Below are 14,993 nucleotides of genomic sequence, written 5' to 3'. Positions count from 1 at the left end.
GGGAGAAGGGGAGTTGTGTCTCCAATGTGGAGACGGGGCCAAAGGAGGGCTCAATCTATGATCAGAACGACCGCCGTAAAGGCGCTGCTCATCGCAGCGATCCTGGCATTCTGGGTGCCGAGTGCGTGGTGCAATCCGCCGACGACGACCGCGAATGGGGAGGGCAAGGCAATCGCCGCCAATCCGGACAACATCGCCGTCTTCGTGGATCTGAACAACCGCGTCGAGCACGGTCGTATCCACGTCGTGTACGTGAACGACAACCGCTGGAACGATGTCAATCTCGCACTGCAAGGGCAGCCCGACGGGATGAACGTGAACGGCCGCAATTTCGCCATCGAACAGTACAAGAACAACGGCGACAATTCGGCGTTCCAGACCACCGCGACGAACTACGATTCGTCGCCGCAGTCTGCCATCCAGGTCAACGAGAGCATCATCGCAGTGAACAATACCAGGACCGAAAGTTGGCGTGGCAACGGCCCGAATACATCCGCGTGGAATAACAACCCGCAGAAGCATTTCAGGAATCTGGGCATCGCCGGCATGTTCGGTCTTCACAACAACAGCAAGGGCATGGCGTCACTCAACACCGGCCAATAAATACCCCGAGCAATCGGGTGCCTCAATGGGGCTGACGGAACTCACAAAGTTCGTCAGCCCCGTTTTTTTTGTTTCAATTTTTAGCCTCTTCATTGATTTGAATTTTCTGTGGGTATAGTATGAAGATTGGAGTTTGTCTCTGGTTACCTTTTGAAGGAGGGTCAAATGCAACTTAAATTGCTTGTAGTTGTAAGATCCGGGGGAACTAGAGAAGAAATAGAGCATCTTGCTCAATGGTTCTCTTGGACTCTTTCGGGAGGAGATTTTGCGTCATCGCGAGTGAACATCTTTTTTTCTTTCAACGAAGAAGAGAGTTGGGAATGCGCAGCAAAACTTTTTCAACATGTGAACCCGACTCGATTCACCTTTAGCCGGACCAAAGTGATGGATAAGGGTTGGCGTAGTTCCGAGCCGATTCCAGCTATTCGCACATGGTTTTCTGGCTATACCGAGGACCACGAGGTTCTAGTGTTGGTGGGAAATTGCTACTGGTTTGAATCGTTCCTCGGCTACTTCGCGAGAAATGAAGATGATGGGGATACTCAAATCGGCCCGATTGCCTCACTATTCCCGGGAGAGCTCTACGCACTGGATTGTTCTCGTCCGAAGGGTCAGTGGAAAATGAGTTCCGTAAAGTACGTCAAACAACAGTGATCCCTTTGGAGGGTCACTGTCTTTTTCATGCCCGAATGGAATAGTTGACATTTTTTAGGGCTGTGCTAAGGTATCTCCCGGTCAAGAAGTAAGGTTACATAAAAAACGACTCTAGTAGCAGGCACGCCTTTGTGGGCGCGTTTTCGTTACTAGATGACAGGGTGGGGAAGCCAAAATGGCGGCCCCGTACAAGGAGGTGACGTATGCAGTTTGGTATCAAGCATTACGGCCTGATGCTGGCCGGGTTGATGGTTTTTGCTTTCTGTCTGAATTTCTCTACGCGCGCCGGCGACGTGCCGCAACCGCAGAGCGACCAGGGCAAGGACAAGCCGACGGCGGCGGGCAAGGAGACCGCGCCGGCCGTGAAGGACGGCCTGAAGCAGGTCGACAAGGCGGCGGTGCAGACGGTTCAGGTCAACAACAAGGACGGGGCGGTCAAGTTTCTGAGCTCCATCTGCGAAGTCGGCCTCAACCTGAAGCCTGTGGCCATCGGCACGCAGGACACTACCAAAGTTTTCGCGCAACTCATTGACGCGAAGACCGTGAACATCACGCCTGTGCGCGATTTTTGCATCAAGCTGGAAAACAACGAGGGCGTGAAGTACGCGTTGAGCGAGAACGACCTCAAGGAGCTGATCCTGAAGCTCGACAACTCCTCGCGCCCCGATATGATCGATCTGGTCCCGGCGCTGAAGAAGGCCAGCGTCAGTATGAGCAACAGCAAGTTGATCAACGGCCTGGCCGCCGTCACCACTACCTCCGCCCCCGGCGCCGAAAATAAATAGTCGGCCGCCGGCAAAGGGATTGGCCCATTCTCGATTCCATCGAGGTGGGCCAATCCCGCCCAATACTTCTGTAGTACATTTGAAATAACCTAGTCGCCGAAACGACTGGGTGCAGGAAAGGCAATCTGTTGAAAAATGGATCTGCCCCACAAAGGAGGGAAGAGAAACGGCAACGACACCGCAGATCTTCTCTCCTTTATTCATTTATTTTTCTTGATATACTTCTGTGTATGTCAGATACAGCCCTCTATAGAAAATACCGCCCGCATTCTTTTTCTGAGGTTGTGGGACAGGAACACATTGTAAAAGTTCTTGAAGCATCTGCTTCTTCAGGGAAAATTGCTCATGCTTATCTTTTTTCCGGTTCTCGGGGGACGGGGAAGACCTCTCTTGCACGAATTTTTGCTGAAACGCTTGGCACGAGCGCAAATGATCTAAATGAAATAGATGCCGCGTCTAACAATGGCGTGGACGAGGTTCGGGCATTAAATGAGGCTGTAAGCGTTCTTCCTTTTGAATCAAAATACAAAGTCTATATTTTTGATGAAGTTCATATGTTTTCTAAGTCTGCTTGGAATGCGCTTTTGAAGACGCTCGAGGAACCACCGAAACATGTCATTTTCATTCTTGCGACGACAGAAATTGATAAAGTGCCGGAAACAATTATTTCTCGCTGTCAGACATTTACTTTCCGAAAGCCGAGCCAAGAAATTCTCGCAACTGTCGTAAAAAATGTTGCAAAGAAAGAAGGGTACACGCTTGAGCCTGCATCCGCAGATCTCATTGGGATTCTTGCCGACGGTTCTTTTCGCGATGCGCTTGGGATTGTGCAGAAAATCCTCGGAATTTCAAAAGACAAAAAGATTTCGGTCGAAGAAGTGGAAATGGTGACTGGTGCTCCTCGCTCCGAGCTCGTAAACGCATTTATCGAAGCGCTTTCCGAAAAAAACAGCGAAAAGGGGATTGGAGCAATTCAAAAAGCACTGAAACAGAATGTGGATATGAAAGTGTATGCCAAACTTATCCTTATGAAGCTTCGCTTTGTGCTTCTGTTGAAATTTGCTCCGGCGCTTGCGCAAGAATTTTCCTCGCATATCTCCAAAGAAGATTTTGAATATCTGAAAACACTTTCACAAAAAAAGGAATCTCATATTTCATCGGCAACCCTTCTCGAAATTCTTTCCGCTTACGATATGATAGGCCGCTCCTATATTCCAGAACTTCCACTTGAAATAGCTTTGGTAAAGCTTTCTGGCACCTCTCAACAATAGATTTTTTAGTCGTTTTAAGATATTCTTAACCCTGTTTTATCACTGGGGGATCGTCTAACGGTAGGACAGAGGCCTTTGAAGCCTTTAATCGGGGTTCGATTCCCTGTCCCCCAGCAAATGAAAAAAGCGGCGAAAGCCGTTTTTTTTATTTGCTGGGAGGGAGGAAGCAATGGGGTTGCTTCCGGCAGGGAATCGAAGCCTCGTTGAGCGGATTTTGTGAGTGAAGCGAAACAAAATCTCCAACGAGGGTACTGAAACTGTAGGTTTCGATATTTTAAGTCTCGCCTCGTGCTAGGTTATCGCGCTCAATTTATAATTTTTGCTTTTTGAAGTAAAAATTCTTTTCAAACATTCGGGAAAGTTTTGCTGCCTTTTCAGCATCTTTTGTAATTGTGAATTTGATTCGGGAAGGCAGAGAGACAATAGCTTGAAGTTCAGACGTCTTTTCTGGGTTAATTATTGTGTTTGTCTTGTAAAACTGTTCGATTCGATCGGTAATATGTTTGTCGTACTGTGCCTCGATAACATAATCGCCGACAATATTCAAAACAAGGCCGAGACTATTTTTGCGTTTTGGAAATAAGGGTTTTTCCAACATATGGTATTTTGAATTGACTCTGTCAAAATCTTTTGCAACAAGACGGTCGAGCGGCGTTTTGTTTCCGACGGTAAATAAATAACATATGCCTTTGTTTACCATGTAGTCCCGCAAGGCGAGTTCATCTTTACGTCTACCGAGCAAGAACCAGCAATGTGATGCATAGGCATACCAGCGATCAACTTTAGGGAGGGCATCAAATAAAACATACAGTACATGATTCCAGAAAATATCAACCTGTATTGGGTCTTTAAACTCGTAGGTGATTCGGTCGCCATCCTGCATTTGAAGGAAGTGTCCAGAGTCGGAGGCTGGGTGACGATAGGCGTGTTCAGCGAGTGCAGCAAAGTCTCCCATCTGGCGAAGCCATGATTGGTTCAATACGACTTCCTTCTTCTGCATAAGCACTATGTGCTGTTTTCGGAGTACCCGCAGGGATTTGTAGATTCCTTGGATAGTTCCTTTTACCTTTTTCTCTCGAAGATACTGAATAAGATCACCAGTTTTAAAAGGCCCTGTTCGCAGGGCATCAACTATCTTTTCTCCTAAACCCTGGGTTGGAAACGATATCATAATTTAAACTTATGGTTTAAAAAGCACCTAAAATATACAAGATATTTGCATAGTTTGTCAAGGGCTTATACCCTGGGCTCGTATGACAAATTTACAAACAGCGGATTCACAGATGCTTGCCGAAACAGTACCCCCAAGAATATTGCCTAGGGTACTTCGGCGTTTTGATCTTGTTACCGTCTATTTCGCTATAATTTTCGGCTCGTACGGTGCTGCCCAGATGGCTGCTCAGGGCTGGGCAGGTATCCCCATGATGGTTTTGGCCGCCGTTACTTTTTTGTTGCCATGCGCTCTCGCTTCTTATGAGTTGGGAACATTATTCCCAAGCGAAGGAGGTATCTATGTCTGGGCACATAAAGCTTTCGGACCCTCACATGGATTTATCGCCGGGTGGCTTTCATGGATACCGATTTTCCTACTTCTCCCATTAGACGCGAGCATTATTTCTCCGCATATTCAATATATCTTTGGTGTGGAGTGGGGACTTTGGACATCGGTTATTTGCCAGATACTTTTTGTTTGGATACTTTTCGGACTCACTGCTTTAAGACTTCGAATTTCTCAAACGGTAGTGAATGGAATGTTTTTTGTTGCAATGGGAACAGCGGTCGCGGCCCTTATTGCCGGACTCTTGCATGGCCATCCGGTCAATCCTGTAACCAGTGATATTTTCTCGCTCGACCTCGGCAAGTGGGGATTTCTTTATTCTGCCGCCGTCCTGTGGCTTCTCGGAGTTGAAGTTCCATACAATATGAGTGCAGAATATTCGGAGCACAAAAGAACCGGCAAAACGATGCTTGCGTGGGGAACGCTTGCATTGCTTGTCGGATATTTCATGGGAATTATCGGAATTCTCTGGAGCACGCCTCTTGCGCACATTGACCAGACGACTGGAATAGTAAGAGCGGTTGCGTCGGTCTCTCCGTTTTTGGGAATCGTCGTCGCTATCGGAATAGTATTTGCTGTTTTTGCCCAGGCAACTTCTACCATGAATGCATATTCAAGGCTTGTATTTGTTGGAGGCGTGGAGAAAAAGTTGCCGGGAGTCATGGCTAAAGTTTCAGACAAAGGAAGAACACCTTGGCCGGCTATGCTCGTGCAAGCTGTCGGGGGCACGGTCGTAATATTGATTTTCGCAACTCAAACACAATTGGTTGTAACGTATAATCTTTATCTCGCCGCGCTTGTTGCGGTGTGGTGTGCGTCATTATTTTATATTTATTTCGCTCTTATCAAAGCTCGAACAAAATACTCTGAACTGTATAAAGAAAGAGGAGATAAAGTGTGGCGTATTCCGGGAGGAAAATTTGGATTATGGGCCGTCTGTATCTGGGGAATTGTGTTTAATGCACTTGCGATCTATTATGTTTTCGCGAAACCGTGGGTAAGCGGGATTTCTTCTCATAGTTGGTTGCTTTGGCTTGGAATAACTTGTGTTTCGATAACTATTATCGGGATCATTGTTTACATTCTAGGAAATCGAAGAGTGGGGAAAGAGAGGAAAGCTGCCTAAGCTTCTAGGACAGTTGCGTGTAACTTAGAGAAAAAGAGTAGCTTTCGCTACTCTTTTTTCGTATTATTGCTGGGAGGAAGCAAATGAAGCCACCCGCGACGGTAGTCGAGATTAACCCCTGTTCTCCAGCCAAATCAAACCCCATGCTCAAAGAAAATCTGTACGCAACTAGCTTTTCGAAGGTTTATCCTTACTATATTGCTAAGGCGGAGAAGAAAGGACGGACAAAGGCAGAGGTCGATAAAATTATTTGTTGGCTTACTGGCTATAGTCAAAAACAGTTTGAAAAACAATTGGAAAAGGGGATAGATTTTAAAACTTTCTATCTCAAAGCCCCTAAACCGAATCCGAAGCGCCGTCTGATCAAAGGTGTGGTTTGCGGTGTCCGAATAGAAGAGATTACAGATCGGGTTATGCGCGAGATTCGTTATTTAGATAAACTTATAGATGAACTGGCAAAGGGCAAAGCGATGGGGGAAATTTTACGAAAGTAATTTTTTTCGAAATATTTATTATAATAGAACGTCTCACATGGTATGCGTAAAATAATTACAACAACTTTTGTAACATTGGACGGTGTCATGCAAGCACCGGGAGGGCCGAAGGAAGATACGACAGGAGGCTTTAAATACGGCGGCTGGCAACTCTCTTTTCCTCACGACGAGAAGTTAGGCTCCATTCTCTACGGATTTTTCACTATTCCATTCGAACTTCTTCTGGGTAAGATCACCTATGATATCTTTGCCTCATTTTGGCCTACCGCAAAAACAGATCTCGAGGTGGCGGTTCCATTTAATAAAACAAAGAAATATGTCGTGTCGCATACGTCTTTCGAACCTTCTTGGCAGAACTCTTCGGTTATTACTGGTGATGTTGTGGAACAGATCAGGAAACTCAAAGAAGAAGACGGTCCCGATTTGTGGGTGTGGGGTAGTGGGAATCTGATTCAGACTTTGCTCAAATATAATTTGATTGATCGGATGCATTTGTGGATACATCCAATTACGATAGGTACGGGTAAAAAACTTTTTGCAGAAGGGACTCATGCGCAAAACTTCAAACTTGTTGATTCTAAAACTGGCGCGACCGGTCTCATTCTCGCCACCTACGAGCCGGCCGGAGAGCTCACAATAAAAACGAGGGCTTCTTAGGAGGTACGACTTTCTCAGTTCTTAGGCAATTGTCTTCCCCTATAGGGATGCTATAATAAATGCCGTTACTAATTAACTAAAACATATGGAGAAAAAAGTTTCTGCGTTTATGAAGCCGATGACTGTGAGTGGAGATTTAGCAGCTGTTGTTGGAAAAGGTCCAATGCCTCGAAGCGAGGTGGTAAAGGGACTTTGGGTATACATCAAGAAGAATAATCTTCAGGATCCAAAGAACAAGCGAAACATTATGGCTGACGAAGCGCTTAAGAAAGTATTCGGCGGAAAGGCGGTGGTCAATATGTTTGAGATGACAAAATTAGTGTCTAAACATCTTTCTTAAATCTCTCTAGATTAAGAAGCAAAAAAGCGTCCCAGGGCGCTTTTTTGCTTCCCCGTTATCTATTTGCTTTCCCGTCCCATTTCCTTAGTATAAGAGGCGGAACCTGGACAAATTGAAAACTAACTTGTGGGAGGGCGAGAAGCATGCAAATCCGTCATTTGAAAGTCCGGCCTGTGTGGGCCGCGTCGGGAGTGCTTGGGTTTTTCGGCACTGACCGATACTGGTACCAAAAGATCGGTCTGTGGTTCGGTATGTGGTTCATCTGGCTCACTTTTGTGAGCAAGACCTCCACATTTCTTCCGCGGGAAGGCAACATGCCTCTCAAGGAGGGCACAGTTACTCCAAAAGAGTTGTTCCCGCGCTGTATCGTTGTGAAGTGGTGGAAGCGGGCCATTTTGAATGCCGTCGGCCTAAGCGGTCGCGGGCTTGAATGGCTTCTCCATCAATTCCTTTGGCAGAAGCGGACGAAGGACTTTTTCATCTCGATTATGTCGGTAGCGCCGACGATCGAGGGAAAGTGTGAGGAAACTGGCAAGTGCATGCATGCGATTATGAATCGGTTGGATCAATTTCGTGCTCGCATCGGCGGTCAGTTGAATGTCTCTTGCCCGAATGTCGACCTGAAGACTGGAAATATCGTTACTGATACGCATGCGCTTCTTGATACCGTGCATGTGCATGATCCGAGAAAAAGGATTGTGTTTGTGGTGAAAGTTGCTCCAACTACTTCGGCGTACGATATTGCCGAGATAGCGAGGCACGAACGGTGCGATGGTCTTTGCATCGGTAATACTGTTTCCTTCGGCGAGTTGCCGGAAGATATCGACTGGGTTGGTATCTTTGGAACGGCAGATCCTAAGAAATCACCACTCATTGAGCGCGGGTTTGCTCAACCGGGCGGATATTCCGGCAAAGCGCTTTGCAAAATCATCTGCCGGCGCATCCGCGAAGTCCGCAAACTCGGTGTGAAGATCCACATCAATGGGTGCGGAGGGATACTCGGTCCGATCTCGGCTTTCAGAGTTATGTGGGCCGGAGCGGATTCAATCTCGGTTGGCAGTTGTGGAATTCTGGCTCCGTGGGGAGTCTTCCCGGCGATCGTTACAGCCCATGTCTACAATTTTTGTAGATGTGTTTTCCGAGGAATTTTTTCCTGAAAGGAGAAATTGCCATGAAGCAAAAGCTCTTTAAAATGAGAGTCCCTGCGTATGTAAATCCACATTCGCATCTGCGCCACGGGCATGCCGTTATTCGTGATCTCGTTATGAATGTCATAAGGGGTGGTGCGGATACGATTCTTGCCATGCCCAATATAGGCGACGGGCTAGTCACCATCCAAGAGACACTTGACTATAACCGAGAATTAAACGCGCCGAGTGTTGTTGGCGCCAATTTGATCAAGTTTATTTTGTGTATGATGCTTACCGAAAATACTGCGCTCGATGAAATCGATTGGGCTGTAAAAAGCGGGATTAGAAACGGGAAGGTATATCCGAAAGATCGGACGACAAAATCCAAAAACGGCGTGCGAGACTACAGTCGCATTCTCCCCGTCGTCAAACGTTGCGGGGAAAAGGGTATGATTGTGCATCTGCATCCCGAACATCCGATGTTGGATATCGGCAATCGGGACGCGGAGTATCTCTTCATTCCTATTGTCGACATGCTCATGCGGGAGACCAACGCAGTGATTGTGTGGGAACACGGTACGGATGCACGTTGTATCCGCTACTGGAAAGAATGGGCGAAGACAGGAAGATTCTACGTGACTCTCTGTCCGCACCATCTCGTCACGAACGAAGACAATACCTTCGGCGATGTCCGGGCGACTTGCAAGCCTCCGATCAAAACTGAAGATGATCGACTGGCACTTCTCGCACTCATTGCGGAAAACCATCCCTGGGTCATGGCAGGTCCTGATGATGCACCACATCCGATGGAACCCACCACTCCCGGCGAGGGCGCGAAGCATGTCCACGAAGGAAAGTGTGCCTGCGGCGCGTATCATGGGCGGTTCGTTTATCAGCTCTACGCTCATGCGCTCGACCCTGTGCTTCATCTGAAAACGAAGCACGGTCGGAAAGTCTTTGTAAACTTCATGAGCGGAAATGCTCGGAAGCTCCACAAGTTGCCTCCGGCCACAAGGGAAGTCACCCTTGTTCGCGAGCCTTTCAAGATTCCGCCGTTTTACGAGGTGGGGCATTGGAAGGTTGAGCCGTTCTGGGCGGGCCAGACAATCAACTGGAGTATCCGGGAATAAAAGTTCGTAATGTTCGAACCCCCTTTGTCAGAAATGGCAGAGCGGGGTTTTTTATTTTGCACTTTCTTTCTTTTCGGCTAGAATTCTGTCATGAATCCCGTAGTAGAAAATGGCATTGGAGAAGTAATAAAAATACTATCATATATGATAGTATTCGATTATAAATATAATTTTTAAAAATGGTAATTATTTGCTCCAAAAGAGCGATGCCATTTTTCACTACAGGATGAAAAAAATCTCGGTTTTTGCCGGAAATGACTGCTTTAAAGAAAGACAAAAACATTATTTTGGCTTGGCTTACCAAACAGGCAAGCTTTTGGCTGAGAATAAATTTATAACGGTAACTGGAGCAGGCACTGGCCTTATGGAAGAAGTTTCTCGCGGTGCGTTTGAGGCTGGCGGAGAGACTATGGGTATCGGTTTGGATTTTGGCGGGAGAGTACAATCAAAGTATGTAAAGACAATTGAGATTTTTAAAAATCTCGGTCCACGGCAAGAAAAACTGATTACACTCGCGGATGCATATATCGCACTGCCCGGAGGTGTCGGCACATTTTTTGAAATTTACAATATTTTAGGGCTCAAAAGACTTGGGGAGATACCAAAAGATATGCCCCTTATTTTGATCAGTGACTATTTCTCGATGATACAAGAAACTCTCGAGAAAATGATGGAGGAAGGATTTCTAGAAAAGTCTGCTTCGTCTCTCTATACGATAGTGAATACTCCCGAAGAGGCCATGGAGATTCTCAAAGAGCAAATTTGATTTTTATCCCCAACTCCCTTCCTTTCGGAAGTATTCTTCTGTAGAATAAGGGGACTAGCCAATTAGTTTATCTTTTACAATAATGAAAATTTTTTCTAAGGGAGCATCTGTCTTTCTGGTGGTTTGTCTTGTATTCAGTTCTTTTCTTGCGTTTCCCGCATTTGCAGTAAGTACTTCTGTTACAAAGATCGGTTTTAATGCAACCAGCCAGCCTTCGAGCTTTACTGTTGGAGTATCGAATGCGGCAAGTTCTCCGCTTCGGATTCAGTCGCAAAATGTGGGAAGTACTGGAGAAGATATTTCTGGCGGGGATTCAATGACTGTGCTCGTTACTTCAAGCTCTGCAACCGGGCGCTTTGATGCAACCACTACCGGTGCATTTGCAAGCTCAAGCCTTTCACTTGTGATTCCTTCAAACTCGCAAAATACTCCGGGATTTTTCTATCGAGATACGACCGCCGGTTCTGTTACTTTGACGGGGACAGTGACGGCAGTTACAGGCTCACTTTCCGGGACTCTTGTTGGTAAAACTGCGGCAATTACAAAAACGGTGAACAAGGCGAATGTGAAATTAACCAATTTTACTGCAGATAATTTTTCTCCCTTTTTCGGCCAAACAGTCACTCTTTCCGTAAATGTCTCAAATTCTGCTACTGGCGGGGTAGGAACTCCAAACGGCCAGGTTCAATTCAACTTAGCCGGCACTGGAACGCACCTTGGAACCGCCATACCTGATGCTAGTGGGAACGCAGTGTTCGATATTAGTACTCTCGGAAATAATACCTCTGTCAGCACATCTGATATAAACGCAAAATATCTTGGAGACAGTAATTTTAACGCAACGGCTGGAGGTGGCGGCGTCTCTTTGACTCCTTCAGTCACTGTTACCCCGGATCATACAAATCCTGTCATTACTCGTCTTGGTGTAAATCCTGCAACCGTTCTTGTCGGAGACGTTTACGCGGATGCGGGAGCAACTGCGAGCGACACGGAAGATGGTGATCTCACTGCTTCGATCGTTACCGGAGGATTACCAGTTGACACATCAGTCCCTGGTTCGCATGTGGTTACTTATAATGTGGCGGACTTAGCGCTTAACAATGCTACACAGGTCACGCGAACAGTGAATGTTGTTGCTCCAACCCCGACGCCAACGCCGGTTCCTACGCCGTCTCCTACCCCCGTTCCAACTCCTACTCCAACACCTGTGCCTACGCCCACACCGACCCCCGAACCAACACCTAGCCCTACACCGGAGCCAACTCCTTCTCCTACGCCAGAACCTACGCCAAGCCCAACGCCTACTCCTTCTCCAACACCAAGTCCGACACCCTCGCCAACCCCGAGCCCTACTCCTGTTCCCAAAACAAACGTTACAACGAGTATTTTGACTTCTGATAACAATCCTTCTATTTTCGGCCAGCCGGTTACTTTGACGGTCTCTATCACTCCAGCTGTTGCCGGAGATTTACGGATTCCAACAGGCATCGCAGATTTTAGAGATGTTACTGCTTCAGGAACACCGATAGTAATTGGTACATCAACTCTTGATGTGACAGGACACGCTTCTCTTGTTGTTAGCAATTTACCAGTCGGTACACGAAAATTAAAAGTTGCTTATGAAGGGGATTCAAATTTTAATTCAACGACTGGAGCAGGGCAGACAACATCTGTGCCGACGCTTAATCAGGTAGTTCAGCCTGTCCCAACTCCGACCCCGACGCCGTCTCCTACACCATCGCCAACTCCAGTACCTACGCCATCACCTACTCCTGTCCCAACGCCGTCTCCAACCCCGGAACCCACTCCAACGCCCACACCTGAACCAACACCAACCCCAACGCCGGTTCCCACTCCTTCACCTACGCCCGAACCTACCCCAAGTCCGACTCCAGTTGTGACTCCTTCTCCAACACCAGTACCTACGCCGAGTCCTACTCCCGTCCCGACCCCAAGCCCCACTCCGGAATCAACTCCGTCCCCAACTCCTGAACCTACACCTAGCCCCACCCCCGAGCCGACTGCTACTCCAACACCTACTCCGGTTGTAACGCCTTCACCAACCCCATCGCCAAGCCCCACACTAAGTCCTACACCATCGCCAACTCCTGCACCGACACCTTCTCCAACTCCTAAACCGAAACCGGGCGGAGGCAGCAGTGGTGGCACCAGAAATCCAAATGCAGCTACCCCCGCAACTCCTGCGATACCGGGAGTAAGTCCAGCAGTACCCGCAACTCCATCGATCAATTCGCACGGCAGTGTTCTTGGTGCATCGACGATTCATTTTGAATTCACGAGAAATCTTATGCTCGGCATGGAGGGAAATGATGTAAAAGTACTCCAAACATTTTTGAATGGACAAGGCTTTACTGTTTCTCAAAGTGGAAATGGATCTTCCGGCCATGAGACCACGTATTACGGAGAAAAAACGAGAGATGCGATGAAAAAATTCCAAAACGCGCATCCAAATGAAATTCTTATTCCAGCGGATATTACCGAGGGGACAGGTATTTTCGGGACGGTCACTCGAGGATTCGTAAATCAGCTCTTGGAGTCTTAGGCAAAAGAATTGATTAAACTCCTCTTTTGAGGTACTATTGTCTTCGTATTCAGATACAAGAAACAGCCTAAGTCGAGTTTCAAAACGTAGAATACTTACAAAGCAACAATCAATCAAAATGCAAACAGGAACAATCAAGACTTTGACACAGAAAGGATTTGGATTCATCTCACGAGAAGGTGAAGCAAAGGATCTTTTCTTTCACTCAAAGGAGTTGAAGGGTGTTACTTTTGAAGAGCTTCGAGAGGGAGACAAAGTTTCTTTCGAAGTTACTCAAGGTGAAAAGGGCCCAGCAGCTACAGGAGTATCACGAATTTAATTTCAAAAAAATCACTCTCCCAGAAATGGGAGAGTGATTTTTTCTTTCCAATTCAACATTTTTCCTGTATCCTCTCGTAATGCCCAAAGACGACACGGTAGTACGTTTCGAGGAAACGTCATTTGAATACGGTCACAACAAGCCCATTCTCGAAGAGGCTGATTTTTCTATTCGCCGGGGCGCGAAGATCACTCTTATGGGACAAAACGGCGCTGGAAAGAGCACCATCTTTGGACTCATTACAAAACATCTGAAACCAGAGTCGGGAAGCGTACATATCTCGAATGGAATTACGATTGCCACCTCGCGACAAGTTATTCCACGAGGAGATCTTGATCTCTCTATCACCGATTTTTTTCAAAAACAATTCAAAGAAAAAGTGTATGACATTGATCCGAGGATTGACGCTGTGTTTGAAGCGGTTAATTTCACTGCTCCGCACGACAGAATCGTCCGCTCTTTTTCCGGTGGTCAGCAGGCACGGCTTCTCCTTGCTTCTGCTCTCATTCAAGACCCAGATCTTCTTTTACTTGACGAGCCGACGAATAATCTCGATAAGGCGGGAATCGAACATCTCACCCAATTTCTCAAGAACTATAAAAAGACAGTTATCGTTATTTCCCACGATGCAGAATTTCTGAACGTCTTCACAGAAGGAGTTTTGTATCTAGATATTTATACAAGAAAAATCGAGCAGTATGTGGGGAACTATTTTGACGTGAGAGAACAAATTTCCGTTAGGCTTGAAAAAGAAAATCGCAAAAACGCGCAGTTGGCAAAAGAAATCCAGGAAAACAAGGACAAGGCAAACTTTTTTGCAAACAAAGGCGGGCAGATGCGTCTTGTCGCGAAACGAATGCGCGAAAAAGCAGAAGAGCTTGAGGAAGAAAAAGTGGATGTGAGAAAAGAAGATAGAACCATCAAACCCTTCATCATTCCAGCGCAAAAAGATCTTTCAGGAGAAATTCTCCACATCGGAGGATTTAAAATGATTAAGAATCATAAAGCGGTTCAAAGAAAAGCCGATCTTTCGCTTCGCAAGAACCAGCATCTCCTCCTTCGTGGGCCAAATGGTATCGGCAAAAGCACTCTTCTCGAAAGTATCGCAAAAGGGACTGAAAAACATGTAAAAATTGCAGATGGGGTTAAAGTCGGATATTACCGGCAAGATTTTTCAACCCTCAATTTTGAAGACAGCGTCTGTGATTCGCTTCTTTCGGTGATGGATAAAAAGTATGAAGAAGAGATGCGACGTGTTGCTGGAGGATTTCTTATTACAGGAGAGATGATTTTTACAAAAATTGGAAGTTTGAGCGAAGGACAAAAAGGACTTGTAGCATTTGCGCGGCTTGTACTTGAAAAACCCGGACTTCTCATACTCGACGAGCCGACAAACCACATAAACTTCCGCCACATTCCACTTATTGCTGAAGCGCTCAATAAATACGAAGGAGCAATGATTCTTGTTTCTCACGTTCCAGAGTTTGTGGAGAAAATCCGAATTGACGAAACGCTCGATCTCGATAAATAGACGCTTCTTTGTAAGGAAGAAGGTATCTAGACGTCTCTATATGTGAGACTTTATTCTAATCAAAAA

Annotated in this window: 15 protein-coding genes and 1 tRNA gene; 15 read left to right on the top strand and 1 reads right to left on the bottom strand. The window is 46.5% G+C overall.

Annotation, left to right across the window (positions count from 1 at the left end):
- Positions 1 to 57: 57 nt before the first annotated feature.
- The 5 genes from PHS53_04645 to PHS53_04625 all read left to right on the top strand — a co-directional run bounded on the left by PHS53_04645 (position 58) and on the right by PHS53_04625 (position 3,427).
- Positions 58 to 603, top strand: coding sequence for a hypothetical protein (locus PHS53_04645; protein ID MDD5357407.1), 546 nt, complete (start codon positions 58 to 60; stop codon positions 601 to 603).
- A 165-nt stretch (positions 604 to 768) separates the two neighbouring features.
- Positions 769 to 1,257 carry a hypothetical protein gene (locus PHS53_04640; GenBank protein ID MDD5357406.1) on the top strand — a complete coding sequence of 163 codons (489 nt, stop codon included), beginning with the start codon at positions 769 to 771 and terminating at the stop codon, positions 1,255 to 1,257.
- A gap of 203 nt (positions 1,258 to 1,460) precedes the next feature.
- The gene (locus PHS53_04635; protein MDD5357405.1) at positions 1,461 to 2,042 is read left to right on the top strand and encodes a hypothetical protein; all 582 of its coding nucleotides are present in this window, start codon (positions 1,461 to 1,463) and stop codon (positions 2,040 to 2,042) included.
- Positions 2,043 to 2,272: 230 nt separating this feature from the next.
- Positions 2,273 to 3,313 (top strand): DNA polymerase III subunit gamma/tau, encoded by a 1,041-nt coding sequence (gene dnaX / locus PHS53_04630; GenBank protein MDD5357404.1) that lies wholly within the window; start codon positions 2,273 to 2,275, stop codon positions 3,311 to 3,313.
- A gap of 43 nt (positions 3,314 to 3,356) precedes the next feature.
- Positions 3,357 to 3,427, top strand: a tRNA-Gln gene (locus PHS53_04625).
- A gap of 196 nt (positions 3,428 to 3,623) precedes the next feature.
- Here PHS53_04625 and PHS53_04620 read toward each other — a convergent pair.
- Positions 3,624 to 4,484: a hypothetical protein gene (locus tag PHS53_04620; GenBank protein ID MDD5357403.1), complete on the bottom strand. Its 861-nt coding sequence runs from the start codon at positions 4,482 to 4,484 to the stop codon at positions 3,624 to 3,626.
- An 82-nt stretch (positions 4,485 to 4,566) separates the two neighbouring features.
- Between PHS53_04620 and PHS53_04615 the strand changes: the two genes are divergently transcribed.
- The 10 genes from PHS53_04615 to PHS53_04570 all read left to right on the top strand — a co-directional run bounded on the left by PHS53_04615 (position 4,567) and on the right by PHS53_04570 (position 14,927).
- Positions 4,567 to 5,997 carry an APC family permease gene (locus PHS53_04615; protein MDD5357402.1) on the top strand — a complete coding sequence of 477 codons (1,431 nt, stop codon included), beginning with the start codon at positions 4,567 to 4,569 and terminating at the stop codon, positions 5,995 to 5,997.
- A 143-nt stretch (positions 5,998 to 6,140) separates the two neighbouring features.
- Positions 6,141 to 6,491 carry a DUF2200 domain-containing protein gene (locus PHS53_04610; protein MDD5357401.1) on the top strand — a complete coding sequence of 117 codons (351 nt, stop codon included), beginning with the start codon at positions 6,141 to 6,143 and terminating at the stop codon, positions 6,489 to 6,491.
- A 42-nt stretch (positions 6,492 to 6,533) separates the two neighbouring features.
- Positions 6,534 to 7,148 carry a dihydrofolate reductase family protein gene (locus PHS53_04605; GenBank protein ID MDD5357400.1) on the top strand — a complete coding sequence of 205 codons (615 nt, stop codon included), beginning with the start codon at positions 6,534 to 6,536 and terminating at the stop codon, positions 7,146 to 7,148.
- 85 nt (positions 7,149 to 7,233) lie between these two features.
- Positions 7,234 to 7,488 carry an SWIB/MDM2 domain-containing protein gene (locus PHS53_04600; protein MDD5357399.1) on the top strand — a complete coding sequence of 85 codons (255 nt, stop codon included), beginning with the start codon at positions 7,234 to 7,236 and terminating at the stop codon, positions 7,486 to 7,488.
- Between the two features lie 143 nt (positions 7,489 to 7,631).
- Positions 7,632 to 8,645: a hypothetical protein gene (locus PHS53_04595; GenBank protein ID MDD5357398.1), complete on the top strand. Its 1,014-nt coding sequence runs from the start codon at positions 7,632 to 7,634 to the stop codon at positions 8,643 to 8,645.
- A gap of 14 nt (positions 8,646 to 8,659) precedes the next feature.
- A complete protein-coding gene (locus tag PHS53_04590; protein ID MDD5357397.1) occupies positions 8,660 to 9,748 on the top strand; it encodes a hypothetical protein in 1,089 nt (362 codons plus the stop codon).
- 226 nt (positions 9,749 to 9,974) lie between these two features.
- The gene (locus tag PHS53_04585) at positions 9,975 to 10,514 is read left to right on the top strand and encodes an LOG family protein (protein ID MDD5357396.1); all 540 of its coding nucleotides are present in this window, start codon (positions 9,975 to 9,977) and stop codon (positions 10,512 to 10,514) included.
- An 82-nt stretch (positions 10,515 to 10,596) separates the two neighbouring features.
- Positions 10,597 to 13,077, top strand: a complete 2,481-nt coding sequence (locus tag PHS53_04580) for an Ig-like domain repeat protein (GenBank protein ID MDD5357395.1) — start codon at positions 10,597 to 10,599, stop codon at positions 13,075 to 13,077.
- A 118-nt stretch (positions 13,078 to 13,195) separates the two neighbouring features.
- On the top strand, positions 13,196 to 13,396 hold the full coding sequence (locus PHS53_04575; GenBank protein ID MDD5357394.1) for a cold shock domain-containing protein: 201 nt from the start codon (positions 13,196 to 13,198) through the stop codon (positions 13,394 to 13,396).
- Positions 13,397 to 13,475: 79 nt separating this feature from the next.
- On the top strand, positions 13,476 to 14,927 hold the full coding sequence (locus PHS53_04570) for an ABC-F family ATP-binding cassette domain-containing protein (protein ID MDD5357393.1): 1,452 nt from the start codon (positions 13,476 to 13,478) through the stop codon (positions 14,925 to 14,927).
- Positions 14,928 to 14,993 lie beyond the last annotated feature (66 nt).

Source organism: Candidatus Paceibacterota bacterium (assembly GCA_028714635.1).
GTDB lineage: Bacteria > Patescibacteriota > Minisyncoccia > Phycocordibacterales > JAQTLZ01 > JAQTLZ01.
Note: the sequence above shows the minus strand (reverse complement) of the source record. Positions and strands in the feature narration are given on the sequence as shown.